The organism is Frankia sp. Mgl5, assembly GCF_023242985.1.
Lineage (GTDB): Bacteria > Actinomycetota > Actinomycetes > Frankiales > Frankiaceae > Parafrankia > Parafrankia soli.
In genome coordinates this window covers 33,956-57,700 of the sequence record NZ_JALKFY010000807.1, presented here as the reverse complement: position 1 = coordinate 57,700, position 23,745 = coordinate 33,956, and the positions used below count along the sequence as shown (strand labels likewise).

Genomic DNA, 23,745 nt, shown 5'->3' with positions numbered 1-23,745 from the left:
GCGTGAGCCGGCGGTCCGTCCTCGGGCCCCCGGCGCCTCAGCCGCGGCCGTGCAGGGCGGCGCGGAGGGCGGCCACCGTCTCGGGTGAGGCGGCGCGCCGCCTGGGCGCCGGCTCGGGGGCCGAGCCGGCGACGATCTGCAGCCGCGCCGGGACACCGGCGGAACGCAGCGCGTCGGCGTAGGCGACTCCCTGCTCGCGCAGGCGGTCCCGCTCCTGGACGCAGACGTACGCCGGCGGCAGCCCACGCAGGTCCTCGGCCCGCGCGGGCGCCGCGTACAGCGGTACGTCGTCGGTTCCCGCCCGGCCCTCACCGAGGTACGCGTCCCAGTGCACGGCGGTGTCGGCCCGCCGCGCCGCGCCGCCGGAGCCGCTGTCCGCCCCGGCGCTGTCTGTTCCGGCACTGGTCGTTCCGGGACGGTACTCGCGGCCGCCGCCGAGCGCGTCGCCGAGGCCCACGGGGGCCGCCGCCAGGCTCGGCACCGCGAGCCGGTCGTCGAGCTCGGGGAAGTCCAGGCACTGGAAGCACAGCGCGGGCCCGCCCCGGTCACGGGTGAGCAGCGCCAGCGCCGCGGCCAGGCCCCCGCCGGCGTGCGCCCCGTGCACGGCGATCCGGTTCGGATCGACGCCGAGCCGGTCGGCACGGGCCGCCATCCAGCGCAGGGCCGCGTAGCAGTCCTCGAGCGCGGACGGATAGGGATGCTCGGGGGCCAGCCGGTAGTCCACCGCGACGACGACGGCACCGACGGCCCGGCTCAGCCCGATGTTGGCGCGGTGCTCCGTCCCGAGGCCGCCCGCGACGAAGCCGCCGCCGGGCAGGTGCAGGACGGCCGGGGTGGGTCGGGCGACACCGACCGGCGTGTAGATGCGCACCGCCACGTCGGGGGCGTCCGGTGGGCCGGGTACGCAGGTGTCGGTGATGTTGACCCCGGTCAGGTCGATCTCACGCGTGGCGGCGAGCATCAACTCGGCCGCGCGGGCGCGGGTCGCGGTGATGTCGTCGACGGTGACGTGCGGCGTGATCTCGACCAGCGAGGCGAGTTCGGGATCGAAGCGGTACGGCATCGCATCCTCCAGCACACGTGTCGGGCACTCGCGGTCTGACGCGCCCCCCGCTCGTCCAAACCACGCCCAATGTTCACCCCTGGAAGCCCCTCGGGATGCCCTTAGGGCTGTTGTTCTGACGGATCGGCATTCCGCGCACCGCCCGGACGGACATCTTCAGGTGGTGCGTGCCGTGCTGCGCGTAACTGGTCGCCGACGGCCTGGTCGCGGCTGGGCCGCCGGGTGGGCACTACTCAGCCGTGCCGGCGCGGCACGGTGGGCCACCCGTGGTGCTCCGTGCTCGGATCGATCTTCACCCGGCCGGGGCCGACCTTCAGTCCAGGGTTCCCACGTACTGCCGGAACATCGGATGCACGGCGAAGGTCGAGACACCCCTGGTCGAGGTGAGGGAGTCAGCGCGATCGCTCCCCGCCCACGATGCGGACAGCACTGAGTGGTCGCGGATGAAACCCACGTTCCACAGTGTCTCCAGCAGATGGTCGGGATCCCGGTCGGCGATCCACTTCGTGGCCTCCCGGCTGGTCCGCACGGCTCCCGTCGCGATGTCCAGCAGCAGGAACTCGAGGTCGTCCCGGGTCCAGACCGCCGGGCGGCCGCGGAACGCCTCGAACACGCTGAGCAGGCCCGGGTGCTGGAACCGGTACTCGGCGGCGATGTCGCGGGTCCGCTCGCCGGAGTAGGTGGCTTCCACGGCGAGGATGTCGCGCCGCGCGATCCGCTGGCCACCGGCGGACCGGTTCTGGCGCGCGTGTTCGAGCGCGTGGCTGCAGTACTGGATGATCTCGCGTGGGCGGCGCAGCGAGCGGTCGACGATGTAGCGGAACGACCAGCGCGGATCACGGAACACCGCCGCCCAGCACTCGTCGTCGCCCACACCTCTCAGCCCGGGCACGGTGTGCCGGATACGGCAGGCGATCAGCTGCCACAGGTGCGGCTCGTCCCACCGCACCACCTCGATCAGGTCGCGGAACTTCTGCGCGTCGTCGTAGAGGGCGGGAATGTTGTCGTAGAGCTCCTGGCGCAGCGACATGAAGACGTGCAGGTGCGGCGAGAGGTCGTTCAGCGACATACAGGCCTGGAAGAGACCGGCGACGAAGGCCTGCGCGTCCTCGCTCGCGTCCCAGCCGCGGTCCAGCTCGTCGACCAGGACGGTGACCCCCGAGCGCGCGCACAGGCGGCTCAACGGCTGGATCAGGTGTTCCAGCTCCTGGAGTTTGTAGAGGCGCTGGAGCTCCGTCGTGCGGATACCGGCCTCGAAGCTTCCCAGCTTCACCGACTCGATGCGGCGCAGATAGGAGACGAACGAATCCAGCGGGGTTACTGCGGCGCCGCGGTGATTGTCGCGCAGGTAGGCGTATATCTGGCTCTCGGCGCCGCGTCTTATCCGGCCGTGCCGTTTCGTCAGCTCCTTCATGATGAGCACGAGCAGCAGGTATTTCCAGGCCACGGCGTACGCGCCGAGCTTGGCCCACGCGCCGTCGGCCTCGCGGGTCATCGCCCCGCTGAGGAATTCGTACGAGTAGTCCTCGGGCGCGAGCTCGATGACCGAGGCCCCGCGGTCGCGGTGCCGGCGGGCCATGGTCTTGAGGATCGCGCTCTTGCCGGCACCCCGGTTCGCGACCAGGATCGTCTTCGTTCCGGTGTTCATGTTGCGGTACGCGGCCGACTCGATGAAGTAGGCGTCGAGCCCGCGCCTGATGTCGCGTTCGGCGGCCGGCGCACCGAAACTGAGGTGGCTGAAGTCGGGCACGCGGCCTCCCGTGCTTCCGTCGGTTCCCGCTACGAGAGCCTAGACGGGCGAGGGCCGCTTCAGTAGTGAAATATCCAGAGGGGCGACAGTCGTGGACGGCTGCGGCACAGCGGCCGGGTGGAGATCGATGTTCGGGGGACGGCCCGGTCGCCGGGCTGGACGCGCTCTTGTGGGTGCCACGCCGCCACCGGACGTACCGGCCCGCCGGTGGCCAGGACCAGGGTCCGCGGAACCTTGTACGGTCCGTGCCCCGCTGTTATACAAGTGTTCAGCGGCGGGGCTGGTGGATCAAGAGCGCCCGGTGACGTGAGACGGAGCGGATGTCCCGCTCCCGGTGTCGGCGGCGTCGAAGGCGCGGACGGCAGCGGGTCCGACGCCCGTATCGGGGCGGCAGGGCGCTTCGACCGAGAGGACGGGCAGGCGTATGGAAAGGCTTCGTGTCATCCAGTGGACCACCGGAAAAGTGGGCAAACTGACGTTACGGGCGATACTTGATGATCCGCGTCTGGACCTTGTGGGTGTGTACGCCTGGTCGGCGGACAAGGTCGGCACCGATGCGGGAACGCTGTGCGGTCGGCCGCCGTGTGGCGTCGCGGCGACCAACGACATCGACGCCTTGGTCGCGCTCAAGGCGGACACTGTCGTCTACACCCCTTTCATGGCCGATCTCGACCATGTCCTGCCGCTGCTTGAGGCGGGAATGGACGTGATCAGCACCAACCTGTTCTTCAACGTCGGCGGAGTCAAGGGGGAGACGAAGGAGCGGCTGGAGGCCGCCTGCGCCCGCGGGAACAGCTCGCTCTACATCACGGGCATAAGCCCCGGGTGGATCAACACGATGGTGACGGCCATGACCGGCGTGTGCCGGGACGTACGGAAGATCTCCATCCTGGAGGCCGCCGACTGCTCCGTCTACGAGTCGAAGGAGACCTGGGAGGCCATGGGCATCTCCCTGACCGGCACCACACCGCAGATCGCCGACATGGCGAAGCTGTGGATGATGCCGGCCGAGGAAGCCGTGCAGCGCATGGCGCACGCCCTGGAATACACGCTCGACAGCGTCGAGTTCTTCCTCAGCTACGCCACCGCCTCCCAGACGGTCGACCTGGGCTACATGACCATCGAGAAGGGCACGAACGCCGCTGTGGAGGTCGGCTGGAACGGAAACCTGAGCGGCAGCACGGTCATCCAGATGAAGTTCCGCTGGTACCTGACCAAGCATCTGAACGAGGACTGGGAGTTCAACGACGACCAGTACCGCGTGGTCATCGACGGGGAGCCGGGGATCGACACCCGGATCCGCTTCATCCCGCCCGAGCACTGGGGCAACCACGAGTGGGACACCATGACCGCCCTGCCCGCGGTCAACGCCGCCTTCAACGTCAAGGCCGCAAGGCCCGGGATCCTGCACCTGACCGACGTCGGCCTGCCCCGCGCGCCAGCCGGGCAATGGCATGCGGCACGGGAGTGAAACCCGGCGGACGGTGTGACGGATGATCCGGGCCGGGGGCCCGACAACACCCCCGGCCTGGACCGGGTTCGGACTGGCGTGGGGGCATGGGGCTTTGCGGCGTCAGCGGACAGCCGTCCCGCTGGCGACGGTACGGGCCGGGGACCGGCGTGCGTGGAGGTCGCCGAGCCAGGCGTGGACCGTGCGCGCTGTGGAGCCGGCGTGCTCGTTCATCATCGACTGGTGGTCGCCGGCGGTGTCCCTCGTGTCGAAGGCCAGGTCCCATTCGTCCGCCCAGCCGGTCACCGGGCCCGCGGGGTCCGGGTCGGCCCGCTGCCCCGGCATGCGCTGGACCGCGCGGACGAGGACGATCGGCGCACGCACCGACGTGGGTTTCCATCCTTCGAACAGGTCGAGGTAGGCGCCCTGCGCGGTCACCTGGGACTCGGTCATCAGCGCGAACGCCTGGTCGTTGACGGCGATGCCGCGCAGCTCCTCGGCGATGTCGGCCTCGGGGATCCGGTCGCCGGGCAGCCAGGTGTCGAGCAGGACCACGGCGCTCGGGCGGATGCCGCGTGCCTCCAGCCGCGCCGCGACGGCGTGTGCCAGCCAGCCGCCGGACGAGTAGCCCGCGAGCGCGACCGGTGTGTCGGGGAAGTGCGCGGCCACCGTCTCGGCATGCAGGTCGACCACGAGATCGGCGGTGGCGGGCAGAAGCTCGCCGTCGCCGAAGCCGGGGTGCGCCAGCGCGTGCACGGCGCGGCGGCCGTGCAGGTGCAGGGCGAGCCGGGCGAAGGTGTGCGGCCCGGACGGCGCGACCATCGACGGCAGGCAGACCAGCGCCGGCCCGGCCGGGCCGGACGCGAGGGTGACCGGACGTGGCCGCCTGGCCAGCTCGCTCGGCGCGGTGAACGTCGACCGCAGCTTTGCGGCGGCGCGCAGCACCCCGACCCCTTCGGCGAACTTGCCGTCAGCGCACGCCTGCCGGTAGAGCCCACGGACGCCGACCGGCTCCGCGCCGCCTACGGCGGGGACGCCGGTGGCACTGGCACTGGTCGAGGTCCAACCGGTCCCGGTTCGGGTGCCGCTCCCGACCGCGCCGGTGGCGCCGGGCGCGGGCCGGCTGGCGAGCAGGGCGTGGAGGTGGTCGGCGAGGTCGGCGACGGTGGGGTGCTCGAAGACCGCGGCGGTGGCGAGCGCGACCCCGGTCGCATCCGCCAGCCGGCGGCTGAGCTGCACGGAGGCCAGCGAGTCGAAGCCCAGCTCGAGGAAGCGGCGTCCCGTCTCGACCTCGTCGGCCTCGCGGTGGCCCAGCACCGCCGCGGCCTCGGCCCGGACGAGCTCACGCAGCGCCCGGCCCCGCTCCGCCGCGGGCAGCGCCGCGAGATCATCACCCGGCTCCGTGCCATCACCGCGCGGCGCCCCGGTGAGATCCGCGGGCTGCGTTCCGGCGGCGGCCGGGGAGGCGGCTTCGTCGGCGGTGGCGCGTAGCTCGTCGAACAGGCGTGAGGGCCGGGCGGCGGTGTAGGCGGGCAGGAACCGCGCCCAGTCGACGTCGGCGACGGTGACCGGCCCGGGATGTCCGGTGCCGACCGCCTGGGCCAGGGCATCGATGGCCCGGTCGGGGGTGAGCGGATTCAGGCCGCGGCGGTGCAGGTAGTCACGGCGGGCCGGCTCGGCGCCCATGCCGGCCTCGGCCCACGGGCCGAACGCGACCGAGGTGGCCGGGCGCCCGCTGGCGTGCCGGAACGCGGCCAGTGCGTCGAGGTAGGCGTTCGCCGCGCTGTACGGGGCCTGGCCGCCGCTGCCCCAGGTCGCCGAGACCGACGACAGGAACACGAGCGGGATGTTCCCAGCGGCCTCGTGTAGGAGCGCGGCGGCGCCGGCCTTGGGTGCGAGCACGGCCGCGATCTGGCCCAGGTCGAGCTCGGGCAGCGCGGCCATGGGGCCGTCGACGCCCGCGGCGTGGACGATCGCGGTGAGCGGGGCCTCGGGATCGGCGGCGAGCTCGCGGACGAGCGCGGCCAGCTGACCCGTGCCCGTGCCCGTGCCGGCGGCCGCGGCGGTGCCCGCGTCGGCGGCGGAGGCGTCGCAGCGACGGACGACGGCCTGGACGCCGAGGGCGGTCAGCTCGGCGCACAGCTCGGCCGCCCCGGGCGCGTCCAGGCCGCGGCGGCTGGCCAGGATCAGCCGGCGGGCTCCGTCGCGGGCGAGGCGGCGGGCGATCCGGGTGCCGAGGGCGCCGGTGCCTCCGGTGACGAGCACAACCGCTCCGCGGACGTCCCACGGTGCGGTGGTGACGGGCGTGGTCTCCCGGACCAGGCGAGGTACCAGCAGCCCCGCCGGGCGGGCGGCGAACTGGTCCTCGCCGTCCGGTGCGGTCAGTGCGGCGCCGAGCCAGCCGAGCGTGGAGTCGTCCAGCTCGGCGGGGATGTCGACGAGACCGCCCCAGGCACCTGGCCGCTCGAGGGCGAGGGACCGCCCCAGCCCCCAGAGCAGCGCCCCGGCCGGATCCAGAATCCGGTCGCTGGCCGCCGTCGCGGCTGCGGCCCCGGTCCGGACGGCGCCACGGGTGAGCGCCCACAGCGGCGCGTCCAGCTCGATGTCGTGCAGGGCCTGCGCGAGCGCGCAGGTGAGGGCGAAACCGGTCGTGAGCGCGGGGTGGTCGGGGTGGCGCGTCGTGTCGAGGCCGAGCAGTGACAGCACGCCGCCCCGGCCCGCGATCGCACCGGGCCGACCGAGGGCGCGCAGGCGGGCGGCGAGGCGGGCCCGGTCGGCGTCCTCGTGGCGCAGTGGCACGCGGAGCACGGTGCCGCCGAGGCGCTCGACGATCCACGAGACGCGGGAGACCTCCTCGTCGGTGACGCCCGCGGGCGGGAGCGGCAGGAGCCAGCGGCCCGTGAGCGGCGGCGGGGTGCCGTCCGTCCCGGGCAGGGCGCCGGTGCTGGGGACGGGCCGGGAGCGCCAGCTGATGCGGTAGCGCCACCCGTCCGGGCCGGGCGCGCCGGGCGGGGCGGATCGGCGGATCGGGTCCGTCCAGTGGTGGCGGCGCTGGAACGGGTAGGTGGGCAGGTGGCGGTGGGCGGGCCGGCGGCTGGCGGCGTGCGGGTTGTTGGCCGCCCGCCATGCGATCGGGATGCCGTGCGTGTGCAGCTCGGCGAGGCCGATGTGCAGAGCGGTGGTCTCGGGCTGCCCGCGGCGTGCCGTGGTGACCACGCGGGCGTCGCCGAGGTAGGGCGTCAGCGTGGGCTTCGGCCCGATCTCCAGGTAGGTGGTGATGTTCTCGGCGTCGGCGCGGGTGACGGCCTGGTGGAACCGGACGGTTTCACGGATGTGGCGGACCCAGTACGCCGGGTCGGTGAGGTCGACCGGGGCGTCCGGGTCGGTGCTCAGACGTCCGGTGAGGGCGGAGGCGATCGGGACGGCGGGCGGGCGGTGGGCGAGCGTGCGGGCGACGGCGGCGAAGCGGTCGAGGACGGGATCCATGTGCGCGGAGTGGAAGGCGTGACTGACGGCGAGGCCGCGGGTCGGGCGCCCCTGCTCGGCCCAGTGCGCCGCGAGCGCGCCGACGGCGTCGGGGTCACCGGCCACGACGACGGCGGTGGGGCCGTTGACGGCGGCGATGTCGACCCGGCCCCCGTACTCGTCGAGGCACCGACGGACCTCGTCCTCGGTCGCGCCGACGGCGGCCATGGCGCCGGGCGCACAGCTCTGCATGAGACGGCCGCGGGCGGCGACCAGCGTGGCCGTGTCAGACAGGGTCCAGACGCCGGCGACGTGCGCCGCGGTGAGCTCGCCCACGGAGTGGCCGAGCAGCAGGTGCGGGGTGACCCCGAAGCTCTCCAACAGCCGGAACAGGGCGCTCTGGTAGGCGAAGAGCGCGCACTGGGTGTACAGCGTCTGGTCCAGCAGGACGGCGGGCGGGGTGTCCGGGGCGGCGAACATGACGTCGCGCAGCGGCTCGTCGAGATGCGGCTCGAAGTGGTCGCACGCGGCGTCGAGCGCACGGGCGAAGGCCGGGTAGGCGGCGTGCAGCCGCCGTCCCATGCCGTGGAGCTGGCTGCCCTGGCCGGTGAACACCATCGCGATCCGGGCGCCGGCGAGGTCCGCGGGGGTGCTGCCGCGGATGAGAGCGGGCGCCGCCCGCCCGGCGGCCAGCGTGGTCAGCGCCCGAACCAGGTGGGACGCCCGTTCCGTCGGCGGCCCGTCCAGGACGACGGCGGCGCGCGTGGGGAACTGGGCACGCGTGCCCAGAGTGTGGGCGGCGTCGTCGACGGTGACGTCCGGATGGCCGGCGAGGTGGTCGGCGAGGCGGGCGGCGTGCGCGCGCAGCGCCTCGTCACCGCGGGCGGAGAGGATCACCGTCGTGGGCAGGTTGGCCGCCCACTCGGGAGTGTCCCCGCCGCGGACGGCGTCCCGGTCCTCGGCGGTGCCGGTAGGCGTGGCCTGCGCGGGGATGCGGGCCGGGCCGGGGGGCTCCTCGAGGATGAGGTGGGCGTTGGTGCCCGAGACGCCGAAGGCGGAGACGGCGGCGCGGCGCGGCCGCGCGGTGGCGGGCCACGCCGTGGGCTGTGTCAGGAGGGCGACGGCGCCGGTGGCCCAGTCCACGTGGGGGGTGGGGACGGTGATGTGCAGGCTGGCGGGCAGCGTCTCGTGGCGCAGTGCCTCGATCATCTTGATCATGCCGGCGGTGCCCGCGGCGGCCTGGGCATGGCCGATGTTGGACTTGAGGGAGCCCAGGTACAGCGGCCGGTCCGGGGACCGGCCGGCGCCGTAGGTAGCGAGCAGCGCGCGGGCCTCGATGGGGTCGCCGAGCGGGGTGCCGGTGCCGTGCGCCTCGACCGCGTCGACGTCGCCGGCGCGCAGGCCGGCGTTGGCCAGGGCCTGCTGGATGAGCCGCTGCTGGGACAGGCCGTTGGGGGCGGTCAGGCCGTTGCTGGCACCGTCCTGGTTCACGGCGCTGCCCGCGACGACGGCCAGCACCGGCAGCTGCCGGGCGCGGGCGTGGGAGAGCCGGGTGAGGACGACCACGGTGGCGCCCTCGGCCCATCCGGTGCCGTCGGCGTCGGCGGAGAACGCCTTGCACCGGCCGTCGGGCGCCAGCCCGCGCTTGCGGCTGAACTCCATCAGCATGGACGGCGTGCTCATCACGGTGACGCCGCCGGCGAGGGCGAGGTCGCACTCCCCGGCGTACAGGGCCGCGGTCGCCAGGTGGACGGCGACGAGCGAGGCGGAGCACTGGGTGTCCACCGTCAGCGCGGGGCCCTCGAAGCCGAAGGTGTAGGAGACCCGGCCGGCGACCACGCCCAGCGCGTTGCCGGTCAGCAGGTGGCCCTGCAGTTCGGCGGGGGCGTTGTGCCAGGGCGGGCCGTAGTCCTGCAGGGAGACACCGGTGAACACCCCGGTGCGGCTGCCGCGCAGCCGGTGCGGGTCGATGCCCGCGTGCTCGAACGCCTCCCAGGACACCTCGAGCATGAGCCGCTGCTGCGGGTCCATCGCGGTGGCCTCGCGGGGTCCGATCCCGAAGAAGCCGGCGTCGAACAGGCCGACCCCGGGGATGAAGCCGCCCTGGCGGGTGTAGGCGGTGCCCGGGTGCTCGGGGTCCGGGTGGTACAGGCCGTCCAGGTCCCAGCCGCGGTCCGTCGGCAGGCCGGCGACGACGTCACGGCCCTGCGCCACCAGCTCCCACAGGGCCTCCGGTGAGTCGGCGCCGGGCAGCCGGCAGCCCATGCCCACCACGACCACGGGATCGGCGCCGCGCCCGCCCCCCGCTGCCGGTGCGGCCGGCGTGGCCGGCGTGGGCGCGGGCGCGGTGTCGGCTGCCTCCTCGCGCACGCCCAGGATCTCGGCGTGCAGGAACGAGGCCACCGCCTTCGGCGTGGGGCGCTCGAAGAGCACCGTCGCCGGCAGCCGCACCCCGGTTGCCGCGGTGAGCTTCGCCCGCAGGACGTCCGCGATGCGCCGGTAGACCCCCAGCGCGCGCCAGGGGGCACCGCGGTCGACGCCCGCCGAGCCGCCGTGGCTGCCGGTGACCACGACCACGTGGTCGACGACGAGGTCGAGCAGCGCCTCGATCTGGGCGGGTGGCGACAGCTCGGCGAGCCGGGCCCGCCACGCGTCGCGGGCCTGGTCCGCGGTCGCCCCGGAGTGGCCCTGCTCTGGGCGGGTGCTGTCCATCCGAACACTCCTGACGTGCGCAGGCGGGGCGGCTGGGCGCCGCGCCGGGGCGATTTCCCGTGACCTTTTCGGCGGTTCTCGGTCCGTCCGGTGGAGGGAACACGGGCGGGAGAACCGGCTCGGCCCGCGCGCGGAAGTCATCGGGCGGCGCCCGGCGGATATCGGGCCCGGTCGGGACCGCGCACCCCGGCCGGCGAAGAAGCCGACGGAGCGACCACGGGCGAATCGTGCCCCACGTCGGGTATGGGCTCAAAATAGGGATGGCGCCATCGGGCTACGCTAAACGGGGTAACGGGCAGTACTCCGGCCCCGCGGCGGCGGGTCATTCCACCCCGCGCCCGGGTGCCGAGATGAGGACGTGCGACCCGAACGCGTGAGACGTTCGGGCCATTGGCTGGCACCGACGGATTGTCGATATCACCATCGATCCGTAGTGTCGCTTTCCGCTGACGCCGGGCGTATCTCTGACCGGCGGCGTCCCGCGCCGGCGGCCGCTGGCGGCTGCTGGGTGGTCCCTCGCCGGCCGGTCCGACGCCGGCGGCCGGGGCCCGGTGCGGCCGGTGACCGAAGCCGGTGCGGGAGGCCGGTGAGCGAGGCCGGGACATCACCGCCATCGCCCGACAGAGGAGCGAGGACGCGCATGCGAGAGACCACGCCGCCGGGCGCCCCGGCGAGCACGGCGGGCCCGGCGAGCACGGTGGGCCCGGCAAGCACGGCGGGCGACCAGGCGGCCCGGGGCGGCTGGCCGCGCCCGGCCCGGCGGCTGGCCAGGGCCCTCGGGCGCGGCGGTGCCGGGCGCCTCGCCCACCAGCGATCGCGCATCGAGGTGGGGGACGACTGGCGCCGCTGCGGCGCAGGTGACGGTGGCTGTGGCGTGCTGCTGCCCCTGAGCCAGCAGACCTGCCCCCGCTGTGGCCGGACGAACCGCGAGGACCTGGCGCCGCTGAACGTTCGTAGGCTGCTGCCCACCCACGACGCCTACGAGCACGCCCTGGCGGTCCTGCGGGGAGCCCCGCCGGGACGGGACCCGACAGTCGGCGCGGCACCCGGCGCGACGCCCCCGACCGGCGCGACGCCCCCGACCGGCGCGACGCCCCCGGCAGGTAAGGCGGCCCCGGCAGGTAAGGCGGCCCGCGAGCCGGCGCCGGGCGTGCCGGGATCGGCGGACCGCCCCGGAGCGCCGCGCTGACCGGTGCTCCGGCGGCGGCGGCGCCGCAGGCCGCGCCGAGCCCGCGGGCACCGCTCCCGCGCCGGCGCGGCCCGTTGTTGTCGGGCAGCCCGGACGAGATTCCGGCGCGCATTCATCAAAAGGTGTTACCGGGCCGGGCGCGGACTGTTGTCGAGCGCCACCGGAGCGTCGGAATGGCCAGGCGATATGAAACGATAAGGACATGTACTCCGCCGAGATCAATCGCAAGCAGCCGGCCTGTCTGCTGCTCGTCATCGATCACTCGACGTCGATGGCCGAGACCTGGGCCGGTGGCGCGATGAGCAAGGCAGATCAGCTCGCGCTCGCCGTCAATCGGCTTCTCGGCAACGCCGTGCTGCTCTGCAGTAAAGGTGACGACCGCGTCTACGACTATTTCGAGGTAGGAATTCTGGGCTATGGGCGCGGTGTGTCGCCCGTCCTGTACGGCTCGAGCGCGAGCCGGCCGCTGCTGCCCATCAGCGAGGTCGCACTGAACCCGAACCGGGTCGACCACGTGCTGCGCCGGATCTCCGACGGCGCCGGTGGCCTGGTCGAGGTGCAGACGCCGATCCCGGCCTGGGTCGACCCGGTCGCGGACGGCTGGACCCCGATGGCGGAGGCGCTGACGACGGCCGCCTGGATCGTCGACGAGTGGTGCCGGGGGCACGCCTCCAGCTTCCCGCCGATCGTGGTCAACGTCACCGACGGTCAGAGCACGGACGGTGACCCGCGGATCGCCGCCGCCCGAGTGCGGGCCGCCGGCACGGCGGACGGCGACGCGCTGCTGTTCAACGCCCACCTGTCGGCCACGGCCCGCAACGCCGTCACCTTTCCCGACGACCGGGCCGATCTGCCCGACGACTTCGCCCGCGCGCTGTTCGACATGTCGAGCGCGCTGCCCCCCACGATGGTGGCGGCGGCCGGCAGCCTGGGATATCCCGCCGGCACGGGCTCGCGGGGATTCCTCTACAACGCCGACGTCACCGCGTTGATCGAGTTCCTCGACATCGGGACCCGCGCGGTCACGCCGACCGGCCTGCGTGACCTCACCGTCGGGCCGCGGTCGGCGGGATGACCCCGCTGCCCGCCACGGCGACGTCCGCGCGCCCGGCGACCGCCTCGCCGGCACCGTCGCAGCCGGCGCCGCAGCCGGCACCGCCGCCCGCGCCGAAACCCACGCCCATGCCCTCGGGAGCGGCTGTTGTTCTGGCGGCCACGGCCCACTCGGTGGCGAGGCTCGGCCGGTCGCCGGCGGAGAACGAGGACAGCTGCGCGATCCGGCCGGAGCTCGGCCGGTTCGCCGTGGCCGACGGGGCGTCGACCTCGGCCCGACCGGAGGTGTGGAGCCGGCTGCTGGTCGACGCCTACGCCCACGACGGGCTCGACCCGCTCGCTCCCGACGTCCTGCGTGCGCTGCGCGAGCGCTGGTGGGCGCAGGTGAGCCGGCCAGGGCTGCCCTGGTTCGCGCGGGCGAAGCTGCAGTCGGGCGCAGACGCGTCTTTCCTCGGGCTTTCCGTCGACGTCGCGAACCAGAGTTGGACAGCGACGTGCGTCGGTGACTCGTGCGTGTTCCACCTACGCGACGGGGAGACGCGCTCGGTGGGCCCGGTCGGGCGGTCCAGCGACTTCACCCGGTTCGCGGAGCTGGTCGGCAGCCACGGCCCGTCCGCCCCGGAGCCGACCCTGCTGACCGGTGAACTGCGGCCTGGCGACGTGCTCGTCCTCGCCACCGACGCGCTCGCCCGGCTCCTGCTGCACGCGGCCGAGACCCGCGGCCGGATGCCGTCGCCCGGCTGGCTCGCGCAGACCGCCGGCCGGTTCTCCCGCGCCGTCGCCGCCTACCGGCACCACGGGTACCTCGCCGACGACGACACGACGATCTGCGTGGTGCAAGCGTGAGCCCGCGCCGGCCCGAGGGCATGTGAATGAAGCTGCCAACCCTGCTCGACTACCAGCAGGCCGTCCAGATCCCGCGGCTGGCCTTCCTGGACGACCAGCTGCGGGAGAGCGTGCCGCGGCTGACCCCGCTGGGCATGCCGGCGGTCGCCACCGGCGGGTTCGCCCTGACCTTCGACGTCAGCCTGGACGGCCGGCGCCACGCCGTGCGCTGCTTCCACCGGCACAGCGACAACCTGGAGCTGCGCTACGCCTGCATCGCCGAGTTCGTTCGCTCGGCCGCGCTGGACTTCCTGGTCGGCGTGGACTACCAGCCGGCCGGGATCCGGGTGCGCGGCCACTGCTGGCCGATCGTGCGGATGGAGTGGATCGACGGCGCGCGGCTCGACGACTGGGTCCAGGAGAACCTGGACCGGCCCGCGCACCTCGACCGGGCCCGGCTCGGCCTGGGCTTCGCCGTCGCCGAGCTGCGCCGCCGCGGTGCCGCGCACGGCGACCTGCAGCACGGCAACATCCTCGTGCTGCCGGACACGTCCGTGCGGCTCGTCGACTACGACGGGATGTACCTGCCGGGGCTGAGCGGGCTCGGCGCCTCCGAGCGGGGCCACCGCAACTACCAGCATCCGGACCGCTCGAACCAGTACGACGTCACGCTCGACCGCTTCGCCGAAGAGGTGATCACGGTGTCGCTCGCCGCCCTCGCCCGGAATCCGGGCCTGTGGCGTGAGTTCAACACCGGCGAGAACCTGATCTTCTCGGCCGCGGACTTCGCCGACCCGTCCGCCTCAGCCCTGTTCGCACGCCTCGAGCGGATGCCCGGGGTCGCGGCCGCCGCGCGCCGGCTGCGGGACGCCTGCCTGGTCGACTTCCAGGACGTGCCGGCGGTGCTCGACGCCGACGCGCTCGCTCCGTACCGGTCGGGCGCCCCGTACCGGTCGGGCGCGGTGGGCGGGGCCGGCTGCGCCGGGGTGACCGGCCCGGCACTCGCGGCCGGCCCGGCGCCCGCGGGCCGCGCGGCACCCGCGGACCGTTCAGCGCTTCCGCCGCATCCGGTGCGACCTGTGCGGCCGGCGCGGCCGGCTGGTCCGGTGCCGGTGGGCGGGCACGAGGCGGTGACACGGCACCCGCGTCCAGCCGGCGCCGTGGGTGTGGTCAGCACGGTGAGCGCGGCGCGTTACCTGCGCACCCGGCCGCTGCGGCCGGCCCCGGTGCCCGTCGGTGGACCCGGGGTGCTCTCCGCCCTCGACCGGGCCGGTCTGCTCGCCCGCCGGGGGGAGGAGATCACCGTCGTCGGCCGGGTCGTCCGGGTCCGGCAGCTGGAACGCACCGGCATGATCACGGTCCTGGAGTTCGGGGACGACCGTGGCGGCGGCTTCAGCGTCGTCGGGTGGGACCGGGTCAGCAGGGAGCTCGTCGCGACCCACGGCGACCCTGCGCGGCTCGCGGGCACCTGGGTGCGGGTGATCGGGCAGTTGGCCGTGGACGACCGGGGGAGCTCGTTTCACGGGCCCACCGCGACGTCGCCGGCGCGGCTCGTTCGGCCGACCGGGCCGAGCTGGTCCAGCCAGTCCAGCGGCTCGGGCCGCGACGGCCGCGACGGCCGGGGGAGCCGCGCCGGCAGCGGGAGCCGGGACAGCCGGGGGGGCCGATCCGACGCTGCCGCCGGGCGGCCGCCCGCGCCCCGGATCGAGTTGCGCCGGGGGAGCCTGCTGCGGGTGCTGACCGAGCGCCAGGCCGAGAGCCTGCTGAACCGGCCCGGGACGGTGCCCGCCGCGCCCGCTACCCGCTCGGCCTACGGATCGGGGCCGGTCCTGCCGCCCCGCCGGCCGATCCCTCCGCCGCCGGTGCCGGGGCCGACGCTGACCCGTTCGCCGTCGTGGCACGGGTGGAGCTGACGGCACCGCGGCCCCCCGCGATCGTGGTGCCCCTGGCCCGGACGGGCGGTGTCCGTGTAGCCCGGGACTAGTCCCTCCCCGGGACTCGAGAAACCCCTGCCACCAGGGAAAACACACCCCGATCGGCGTACCGCCCGGGGCCTGTCGGGCCCCCCGCGAGGCGGTGCCGAGAGCGCTGCGGCGATCTGTTCGCGGGCCGGCCCCGGCCGGCGGCGAATTCCTGATGACGGCCGTCCCTGACCCGACGGCCGTTGCCGCGCAGAGCGGCCCCGCCGCCCTGACCCGCGGCGGGGCCGCACCCCCCGCCCGCTCTGACCCCTGCGGCGGAGCCGCACCCCCGCCGCCCTGACCATCGCGGCGGGGCCCCACCCCCGCCCCGTCCGAGTGGCCGCCTATTCGTACGGATAATTAAGTGCATGGGTATGACTGGTCGGCGGGCGCTGGTGATCGGTGGGGGCATCGCGGGACCCGCGGCGGCGATAGCGCTGGCCCGGGCCGGCATTCTTCCCACGGTCTTCGAGGCCGACGCCGACCCGGAGTCCGCCGGCAGCCTGCTGCTCGGCGTCGCCCCGAACGGCCTGCGCGGCCTGGAGCTTCTCGGTGTCCAGGGCCTCGACGAGGCCGGGCACCTCTCGGCGGGAAACCATTTCGTCGACGTCCACGGCCGCCACCTCGGCACGATCGAGGCGCCCGCCCGGGTGATCCGCCGCAGCGAGCTGCGGCGGGTGCTGCTGCGGGAACTCGACCGGCGCGGGATCCCGGTCGTTCCGGCGAGCAGGTTCGACTCGGTCGACGACCGGGGCGAGGCCGGCGTCCGCGCCTACTTCGCCGACGGCTCCAGCGCCGTGGGCGACTTCCTGCTCGGCTGCGACGGCCTGCGCTCCCGGGTGCGCCGCCACGTCGCGCCCGAGACGCCCTGGCCGACCTTCGCCGGCCTGGTGACCGTCGGCGGGTTCGCGGACCGCGTCGGCCGCTCGTACAAGACCGGCATGCTCGAGTTCACCGTCGTCGGCACCGGGACGTTCATCCACTACGGCACGGCGGGCGGTGAGGTGATGTGGGCGATGTCGATGGTGTCCGCCGACCCGTGGCCCTCACCGCGCACCGACGCCGGTCAGGAGCAGGTGCGACGCCGGCTGCGCACCCAGCTCGAGCACGCCCCCACCCACCTGCGGTCGGTCGTGGACGCGACCGACCGGCTCGAGCGGCTCCCGCTGTCGGTCCTGGAGCCGGTCGGGACCTGGCACCGCCGCAACGTCTGCCTGCTCGGGGACGCCGCCCACGCCATGCTCCCGCACGCCGGCCAGGGGGCGTCCATGGCGATCGAGGACGCGATCGTGCTCGGCCGCTGCCTGCGCGACGCCCCGACGGCCCCCATCGGCTTCGCCGCCTACCGGGCGGCCCGCGCCGAGCGGGTGGCGCACGTCCACCGGCTGGCCCGACGCAACCGCCCGCGCACCCCGCCGCCGAACGCCCCCGCCCGCTGGATGCGCGACCACATCGTCCCGGTGGCGATGAAGGTCGGCCTGCGCCAGATGGCCGCCATGTACGACTACCGGATCGCCTGGGACGAGCCGTCCCCCGGCCGCGACCCGCTCTCAACCGTCTTCTGACATCCAGCCACCCGCCGTCTACTCGATCATCGCGTTGCGGCTGCTCGGCTACGACCTGGACCATCCGGTGATCAGGACGGCCCTGGAGGCACTCGACGCCTACACCGTGGCGTTCCCCGACGAGCGGGCCCCGCGGGCGGCCGTCAACGCGGTCGGTCGGTGCCCCTGGTGAACAGGGCGACGCACAGGACGAGCAGCGGGCCGCAGACCAGCAGCCCGGCCTCGGGCCCGACGAGGGTCCACAGCCCGCCGGCGGTGATCGTCGCGACGACCCGGCCGGCGCTCTGCAGCCCGGACAGCGCGCCGAACACGGCCCGGTGCGTCTCCGGCGGGGTGAGCCGCCCGGCGCCGGTGTACTCGGCGGCGTCGACCGCGCCCGCGGCCGTCCCGGCGAGCAGGAAACAGACCGTCATCGCGGTCAGGTCACCCTCGCCGGCGAAGGCGAAGCCGGCGTAGGCGCCGAGCAGGAAGGCCGCGCCGGTCGCGATCACCCGACCGGCCCCGAACCGGTCGGCGAGCCGGCCGCCCCACACCGCCGCGGCGGCCGACGACAGGTGGAACAGGCCGTAGAGCACGGCGACCGCCTGTAGCTGGCTGAGCCGTCCGGTGCCGTCGGGCAGCAGCTTGCTGGCGCGCAGCAGCAGGAGCACGGCCGCGATGTTGGACGCCTCGTAGCAGGTGATGCCCAGGGCGAGCCGGCGCAGCGGCGGCTGGCGCAGCAGCGAGAGATCGGGCCGGGTCTGGGCCGGGGAGCCGTGGTCGAGGGCGTCCCGCCCGCTCAGGGTGCCGTGCGCGCTCACGGCGACCGCGGCGACCACCGGGACCAGCGCGAGCAGGATGACCGTCCGCACCTCGACGAACGCCAGCAGCAGCGCCGCCGCGAGCGCGCCGAAGGCGGCGCCGAGAGCCCCGACGGAGCGCTCGAGACCGAGCCGGGCGCCGAGCTCGTTCGGCGCCGAGGTCGAGCTCGCCACCTCCAGCAGCGGCGGGGTACCCAGGCCGCGTGCCACCCACGACCCCGACCGGCACGCCCCGGCCTGCCAGACGGCGTTGCTTCCGGCCAGGAAGGCGGCGGCCAGCGCCAGCCCGGCGTTCCCGGCGACGGTGAACGGCCCGCGCAGCCCGGGCCGGCGGTCGGCGAGCTTCGTCGCGCCGGCACGGGCCGCGCTGCCGCCGGCGCGCCCGGCCGCCTCGATGCCGGCGAGCGCGATCGGCGCGGCTCCCAGTGTCCCGGCGATGAACGGTGCGACCACCGCCGTCGTGCTCTCCAGCCCGACGGCGGAGAACAGCAGCGGCAGCCGGGCATGGGTGAGCGAGGCTGCCCGCCCGCCGGCCGGGGCGACGGGCGGGGCCGTCGCGGGGGAGGCGGGAGACCCGTCGTCTGCGCGGCCTCGCGGCGCGGCGGGAGGCGAAACCGACACGCCGGGATCGTACGGTGCTTTCCGTTCGCAGGTGACAGGACCTGCGATGTAGCCGCAGGCCGGGCAGGCCGGGCAGGCGCGGGCCGGCTCAGCCGGTGGCTCGGTCGGTGGGAGAGCGGCTCAGCCGGTGCGGGGCGGCAGGGGGAGCGGGAGGGCGGGCAGGCCGTCGATGCTCGCGCCGTTGTACGGGGCCCGATCGCAGTAGGCGCCGAACTCGGGGTCCGTCCTGCGGTCGAAGTACTGGGCGTGCAGCGGGCGCTCGTCCCGGTAGTCCATGAAGGGGACGGCGTAGCCGCAGCTGTCGCTGATCCGCCGCGCGGAGATCAGGATGACCGCCCGAAGTCCGCCCGCGGCCGCCTGGCCGGGCGGGAAGCGGGCGATCAGCTCCGGCCACCGCGGGTCGTCGCGGAACACCGGCTCACCGGTCCCGTGCACCCGGACGATCTTCGGTGGCCCGTCGAAGGCGCACCACATGAGGGTGATCCGGCCGTTCTCGCGCAGGTGCGCGATCGTCTCCGCGTGGCTGCCGCCGAAGTCGAGGTAGGCGACCGTCCGCTCGTCGAGCACGGTGAGCGAGCCGTCGCGGCCCTTCGGCGAGAGGTTGACGTGGCCGTCGGCGGAGAGCGGCGCCGACGCCACGAAGAAGATCTTCTGATCCTCGATGAACGACCGCAGTCGGTCGTCGATCCGGTCATAGGTGCGCCCCATTCCCGGAGTATCCGCGACCGGGCGGCCCGCCCACCGGCTTTCGGCACCGGTGCCCGGAACCCGGCCTGAACCCGATTCGGAACCTGGCTCGGGGCCGTTCGGGTGGCTGCGCCGATGTGGCGCGTGGGTAGCCGGGTGGTCACCGCGTATCTACCTGTGGACGGGCTCGAGCCCGGTGGTCGCCGTGCGCGCGGCGGTGGGCCGCCAACCGGGTGCCGAGCCCGTCGGGCACGTCCGTCCGATGTCCGATGCCCGATGTCCGATCACGAGTGATCCGGTGGTGACCGTGAACCCGTCCGACGCAGCGGCCCAGGAACCTGGCGGTCGGAGGAGCTGGTGGCGTTGAAGCCGCTGCGGGCCGGTGACCCGCTCGTCGTGGGGCCCTACCGGCTGGCGGCCCGGCTGGGCAGCGGCGGCATGGGCGTCGTGTACCTCGGCGTGGACGGCGCCGGTTGCCAGGCCGCCGTCAAGGTGCTGCGCGACGAGTACCTCGACGACGAGGGCTTCCGTCGCCGGTTCACCCGGGAGGCCGCCGCGATCGCCGTCATCGACAGCCCGCGGGTCGCCCGCCTCCTGGACGCCGAACCGGCCGGTGACCCGCCGTGGATCGCCACCGAATACGTCTACGGCCCCACCCTGCTCGGCGCCGTCACGGCGGACGGCCCCGCCGGGCAGGAGGCCCTGCGCACCCTCGCGACCGGTCTCGCCGAGGCGCTGCGCGCGATCCACGACGTCGACGTGGTGCACCGCGACCTCAAGCCCAGCAACGTCATCCTCGCCGCGGACGGCCCGAAGGTGATCGACTTCGGCATCGCCGCGGGCCTGCCGGGGACGATGACGGCCTCCGGTGTGGTGCTGGGCAGCGTCGGCTACATGGCGCCCGAGCTGATCGCCGGTGACAACCGGCCGGGCCCGGCCGCCGACGTCTTCGGCTGGGCGCTGACGGTCGCGTTCGCGGCGACCGGGCGGGCGCCGTTCGGTGACGGGCCGCTGCAGGCGCTCGTGCTGCGTACGGTGCAGGGAGACGCCGACATCGACGGCGTCCCCGCCGACCTGCGCCCGGTGGTGACCACGGCGCTGCGCAAGCGGCCGGAGCTGCGCCCGGGTGCGGCGGACCTGCTGCGCTGGCTGGTCTCCGGTGACGTGCCGGCCGGCATCGACCCGAGAGCGGACGCCGACCGGGTCCTCGAGGTCGTCACGGGCCTGGACGCTCCGGTGGGCCCGGGCGCTTCGACGGGCGGGGACGCTCCGGCCAGCGGAGGTGCCGCCGGGGACGGCGCGCAGGGCCGGCCGGGTCTGCGTCGTCGGGTGCCGGCGGCGGGCCGCCGACTGGTTCCGGCCGCCGGGGTCGTCGCGATCGTCGCCGCGGCGGCCGGGATGAACGTCGTCCCGGGGGACGCGCTGACCGCCGCGCAGTCCAGCCGGGCCGAGCAGGCGGCGCTGCCCGCGGTGAGTGCGGCCGGGGCCGGCCCGGCGGCGGGGTCGCCCGCGGCGCGCGACGGGCGGGACCGGGTGGCCGTGCCGGTGGACCCGCCGCCCCCGCCCCCGCCCGTCGAGTCGCCCGCCGTGGCCGTCACCGCAGCCCCCGTTGGAGTCACCGCCGTGGCCGGTCGGGCGGCGCCGGCCTCCGTGCGGCGCGCGTGGGTCGGGCATCCGGCGGCTGCGGGCGCCGGAACCGCGGCGGAGGCCGCGTTGGCCGGCCTCGCCGGCCTGGACCGGCTGCTCGCCCCGTGGCGGCCGACGGTGGGGGAGGCGGCGACCCCGCAGATGCCGGACCTCCCGGACCTCCCGGACCTGTCCGACGTGTCGGAGGTGTCCGTCGACGTCCCGGGAACGCGGGCAGTTCTGGTGCTCTCCCGCCGCCCGCCCGATGTCTTCTCCCGGACACCCGTGCCGTCGGTGGAACTGCTCCGGACGTTGTCCTGGACGCGGTCGGAGCCGTGGGAACGTGCTGGTCGGGGCACCTCGCGGGGGCATTGACCCGGCTGCGTCGACATACCGGCCCGCATACCGGCCACCGGTACGACAAATCGTTTCCCCATGTCAGGGGGCGGGGTCGTCCCTGGCAGGTTCCGTCAGATGCCGGCGTTGTTCCGTGCGCGGCCTGTTCTGCCGGCGCGGAACGGCACCGGTTATTCCCCCACTGTGTGCGAGCAGGTGATACTGACGTGTTCGCGCGAGGGGGGGAGGCGTTGAATGGCGCCGCGGGCCATGGTGGAGCCGGTTGCCTTCCTGAGCTATGCGCACACGGACGACACCGGTCGCGGTCGTCTCACCAGGCTCAGGACGGATCTGGAACACGAGCTCTGCGAGCGCTCCGGCCGGGATATCAAGATCTTCCAGGATCGCAGCGACGTCGTCGCGGGTGACCTCTGGAGATCCGCGCTCGAGACCGGGCTGGGCAGGGTCCTGTTCCTGCTGCCGGTGGTGTCTCCCGCGTTTGTGGCCAGTGACGAGTGCCTGCGCGAGTTCACCCAGTTCCTGGCCCTGGAGCGCGCCGAGCAGTCCAGGCGCGGCGTGCGTCGCCGGATCATCCCGATCTACTGGTCCGAGGTGGACCTGGCCGGGCTGCTCGCCGCCGCCGAGGATGACGGCGACGAGCAGCGCGCCGTCATGCTCCGGGTGCTGCGCGATCGCCAGCACCATGGTTCCCGGCCGCTGCGCACCCTCCGCCCCAGCAGCGGGACGTACGTGCGGGAGATCGGCCGCCTGGCGCAGGTGATGGCGGACCGACTGCCCCCGCCGCCGAGCCTGCGGCGCCGGCTGGCCGATTCGGTGTCCCTCCCCGCCCGCCGCCGTGGCCGGTTGTGGGCCACCGTCGTCGGCGCGGCCACCGTCGTGGCGGTGCTGGTCGCGTTCGTGCTCTGGAACATCATCGGATCCGGCGACGCGGGCGGCACCGCCACCGGCGGCCCCTGCGGCACCGAGGCGTTGACGGCGATGCGGTCGCGCCAGGGTGAGGCCACCCTGGGGAAGCTGCAGTGTATCGGTGTCCGGACGGGCACGGCCGGAGCCTTCGCCGTCGCCGACCCGGACGCTGGTGCCGGCGGGCCGGCGGGTGAGGGCGGGTCGACGGGGGTGGCGGTGCCCAGTGCCACCGAGCGGAGCGCCGAGGCGGCCTGGCGACTGATCGTGGACGAGAACGAGCGGACCGAGCGGGCGGACCGTAAGCGCGGCGTGCCGACCAGCCACCTGACCGTCGTGCTGGCCGGCCACCTGAGCTCCGGGGAGGAGACCGACGGGCTCGACAACGTTGAGCTGCTCACCGCGCTGACCGCGATGCGGCGGTTCAACGCCGCGCACCACGACGGCCCGCGGATGCGGATGTGGGCCGCGAACCTCGGCGGCGACGCGGAGTTCGCCGCCCAGGCCGGAGACAAGATCAAAGGTGCGGTCAAGGGCGCCGGGCCGGTGATCGTCGTGGGGCTCGGTCAGACCCGGGTCGACTCGAAGAAGATGATTGACGAGATCGGGCAGACGGACCTCGCCGGCAGCACCGACGCCTTCTCGGGCGTGCCGATGATCGCGGCCACCCAGTCCGGGACGGACCTCACCGGGGAGCCCGGCTACTTCCGGATCGGCGGATCCGACGACCGGCAGGCCGAGATGGGGCTGTCCTGGGCGCCGCAGGGCCTGCTCGACCGGGTCGTGCCGTTCATCGTCTACGACAAGGCGGACCTCTGGGGCCAGAGCATGTACGAGGCCTACACCCGGAAGCTGACCAGCCCCGAGTACAAGGCCCGGTTCGACGGCACCGCGTTCGAGACCCTGCTCGAACAGCGCGCTATCGCCTACTCGACGAGTCCCGACACCCCGGCACAGCTGCGCGATGTTCTGCCGGACCCGCAGGCGAGGATCTGCGGGGACAATCCCAGGGTAGGCGGGGTGGAGGTGACCGACGCGCCCCGGCTCATCATCTACGCCGGGCGGACGGCGGAGCTTCCCGCGCTGCTCGACCTCCTCATGGCCCTGCCCGAGGAGTGCCGGAAGAACATTCACGTGCTGGGTGGGGACGCGCTTTCCGACCTGCGAGACGGAGATGCCTGGGACACCGTCAAGGAGATTCTCGAGAAGGACCCCAGCACCAGGCCGAAGCTCCTGTTCTCGGCTTTTGGCCCGGAGGAGCCGAATTCGGCGCGAACGCTGTTCGAGAACGGCCTCATCGCCGACTTCGGCCCGGCCGAGAGCGAGTTCGGCAGGGTCCGGGAGCTGATCCCGGACGAGGCGGACCGGTCCAAGTTCGCGGTGTTCCCCGACTCGGCCGCCTGGGCCATGTACGACGCCGTCACGCTCGCCGGGCAGGTTGGGCTGCGCGCCGGGTCGTGCCGGCGGGATCCGGCTCTGGCGGGGTGCCGCGAGCTGCTGGAGCGGGCGGACGCCGTCCGCGAGACGTCGCACCGCCAGCCCGCCGCCGGCTTCGACGGCTTCGACCTGTACACCGCGCTCCGCGAGGTCTACCAGGGCAGAGCCCCCTTCGTGGGAGTCACCGGGACCCTGCACGACGTCGAGCGCGACCGCGCGCTCGCCGTCCCCGCCCCGGGCTACGGCCGGGGCCCGCCCCGGAAGCTGATGGCGGGGTACGA

Annotated in this window: 13 protein-coding genes and 1 pseudogene; 9 read left to right on the top strand and 5 right to left on the bottom strand. The window is 74.5% G+C overall.

The window, feature by feature from the left end; genetic code table 11:
- Positions 1-37: 37 nt before the first annotated feature.
- Both MXD62_RS29915 and MXD62_RS29910 read right to left on the bottom strand, forming a co-directional pair.
- The gene (locus MXD62_RS29915) at positions 38-1,063 is read right to left on the bottom strand and encodes an alpha/beta hydrolase fold domain-containing protein (protein WP_248832722.1); all 1,026 of its coding nucleotides are present in this window, start codon (positions 1,061-1,063) and stop codon (positions 38-40) included.
- A 313-nt stretch (positions 1,064-1,376) separates the two neighbouring features.
- Positions 1,377-2,813: a hypothetical protein gene (locus tag MXD62_RS29910; RefSeq protein ID WP_248832721.1), complete on the bottom strand. Its 1,437-nt coding sequence runs from the start codon at positions 2,811-2,813 to the stop codon at positions 1,377-1,379.
- Positions 2,814-3,237: 424 nt separating this feature from the next.
- On the opposite strand from MXD62_RS29910, the gene MXD62_RS29905 reads away from it, so the two are divergent.
- Positions 3,238-4,284, top strand: coding sequence for a hypothetical protein (locus tag MXD62_RS29905; protein WP_248832720.1), 1,047 nt, complete (start codon positions 3,238-3,240; stop codon positions 4,282-4,284).
- A 102-nt stretch (positions 4,285-4,386) separates the two neighbouring features.
- On the opposite strand, the gene MXD62_RS29900 is transcribed toward MXD62_RS29905, so the two are convergent.
- Positions 4,387-10,440 carry a type I polyketide synthase gene (locus tag MXD62_RS29900; RefSeq protein WP_248832719.1) on the bottom strand — a complete coding sequence of 2,018 codons (6,054 nt, stop codon included), beginning with the start codon at positions 10,438-10,440 and terminating at the stop codon, positions 4,387-4,389.
- Positions 10,441-11,080: 640 nt separating this feature from the next.
- Between MXD62_RS29900 and MXD62_RS29895 the strand changes: the two genes are divergently transcribed.
- From MXD62_RS29895 to MXD62_RS39480, 6 genes and pseudogenes are all read left to right on the top strand, one after another.
- Positions 11,081-11,629: a hypothetical protein gene (locus MXD62_RS29895; RefSeq protein WP_248832741.1), complete on the top strand. Its 549-nt coding sequence runs from the start codon at positions 11,081-11,083 to the stop codon at positions 11,627-11,629.
- 202 nt (positions 11,630-11,831) lie between these two features.
- The gene (locus tag MXD62_RS29890; protein ID WP_020461782.1) at positions 11,832-12,704 is read left to right on the top strand and encodes a vWA domain-containing protein; all 873 of its coding nucleotides are present in this window, start codon (positions 11,832-11,834) and stop codon (positions 12,702-12,704) included.
- Positions 12,701-13,528: a protein phosphatase 2C domain-containing protein gene (locus tag MXD62_RS29880; protein WP_285224236.1), complete on the top strand. Its 828-nt coding sequence runs from the start codon at positions 12,701-12,703 to the stop codon at positions 13,526-13,528. The genes MXD62_RS29890 and MXD62_RS29880 overlap by 4 nt, the downstream gene beginning before the upstream one ends.
- A 26-nt stretch (positions 13,529-13,554) precedes the next feature.
- A complete protein-coding gene (locus MXD62_RS29875) occupies positions 13,555-15,420 on the top strand; it encodes a DNA-binding protein (RefSeq protein ID WP_248832718.1) in 1,866 nt (621 codons plus the stop codon).
- 416 nt (positions 15,421-15,836) lie between these two features.
- Positions 15,837-17,033, top strand: coding sequence for an FAD-dependent monooxygenase (locus MXD62_RS29870; RefSeq protein ID WP_248832717.1), 1,197 nt, complete (start codon positions 15,837-15,839; stop codon positions 17,031-17,033).
- Between the two features lies 1 nt (position 17,034).
- A pseudogene (locus MXD62_RS39480) lies at positions 17,035-17,154 on the top strand (hypothetical protein); the annotation flags it as partial.
- Positions 17,155-17,176: 22 nt separating this feature from the next.
- Here MXD62_RS39480 and MXD62_RS39920 read toward each other — a convergent pair.
- Both MXD62_RS39920 and MXD62_RS29855 read right to left on the bottom strand, forming a co-directional pair.
- Positions 17,177-18,454 carry an MFS transporter gene (locus MXD62_RS39920; protein ID WP_248832715.1) on the bottom strand — a complete coding sequence of 426 codons (1,278 nt, stop codon included), beginning with the start codon at positions 18,452-18,454 and terminating at the stop codon, positions 17,177-17,179.
- Between the two features lie 120 nt (positions 18,455-18,574).
- A complete protein-coding gene (locus MXD62_RS29855; protein WP_071063107.1) occupies positions 18,575-19,162 on the bottom strand; it encodes a pyridoxamine 5'-phosphate oxidase family protein in 588 nt (195 codons plus the stop codon).
- 336 nt (positions 19,163-19,498) lie between these two features.
- Between MXD62_RS29855 and MXD62_RS29850 the strand changes: the two genes are divergently transcribed.
- Together MXD62_RS29850 and MXD62_RS29845 are read left to right on the top strand one after the other, a co-directional pair.
- Positions 19,499-21,142 carry a serine/threonine-protein kinase gene (locus MXD62_RS29850; RefSeq protein WP_248832714.1) on the top strand — a complete coding sequence of 548 codons (1,644 nt, stop codon included), beginning with the start codon at positions 19,499-19,501 and terminating at the stop codon, positions 21,140-21,142.
- 216 nt (positions 21,143-21,358) lie between these two features.
- Positions 21,359-23,745 (top strand): TIR domain-containing protein (locus tag MXD62_RS29845; RefSeq protein ID WP_248832713.1); only part of this gene is annotated, 2,387 nt, incomplete at its 3' end.

Excerpts from the sequence above, each read along its gene's own strand:
- MXD62_RS29915 (WP_248832722.1), bottom strand. The coding sequence starts at position 1,063 with ATGCCGTACCGCTTCGATCCCGAACTCGCCTCGCTGGTCGAGATCACG.
- MXD62_RS29905 (WP_248832720.1), top strand. The coding sequence starts at position 3,238 with ATGGAAAGGCTTCGTGTCATCCAGTGGACCACCGGAAAAGTGGGCAAA.
- MXD62_RS29900 (WP_248832719.1), bottom strand. The coding sequence starts at position 10,440 with ATGGACAGCACCCGCCCAGAGCAGGGCCACTCCGGGGCGACCGCGGAC.
- MXD62_RS29895 (WP_248832741.1), top strand. The coding sequence starts at position 11,081 with ATGCGAGAGACCACGCCGCCGGGCGCCCCGGCGAGCACGGCGGGCCCG.
- MXD62_RS29890 (WP_020461782.1), top strand. The coding sequence starts at position 11,832 with ATGTACTCCGCCGAGATCAATCGCAAGCAGCCGGCCTGTCTGCTGCTC.
- MXD62_RS29880 (WP_285224236.1), top strand. The coding sequence starts at position 12,701 with ATGACCCCGCTGCCCGCCACGGCGACGTCCGCGCGCCCGGCGACCGCC.
- MXD62_RS29875 (WP_248832718.1), top strand. The coding sequence starts at position 13,555 with ATGAAGCTGCCAACCCTGCTCGACTACCAGCAGGCCGTCCAGATCCCG.
- MXD62_RS29870 (WP_248832717.1), top strand. The coding sequence starts at position 15,837 with ATGGGTATGACTGGTCGGCGGGCGCTGGTGATCGGTGGGGGCATCGCG.
- MXD62_RS29855 (WP_071063107.1), bottom strand. The coding sequence starts at position 19,162 with ATGGGGCGCACCTATGACCGGATCGACGACCGACTGCGGTCGTTCATC.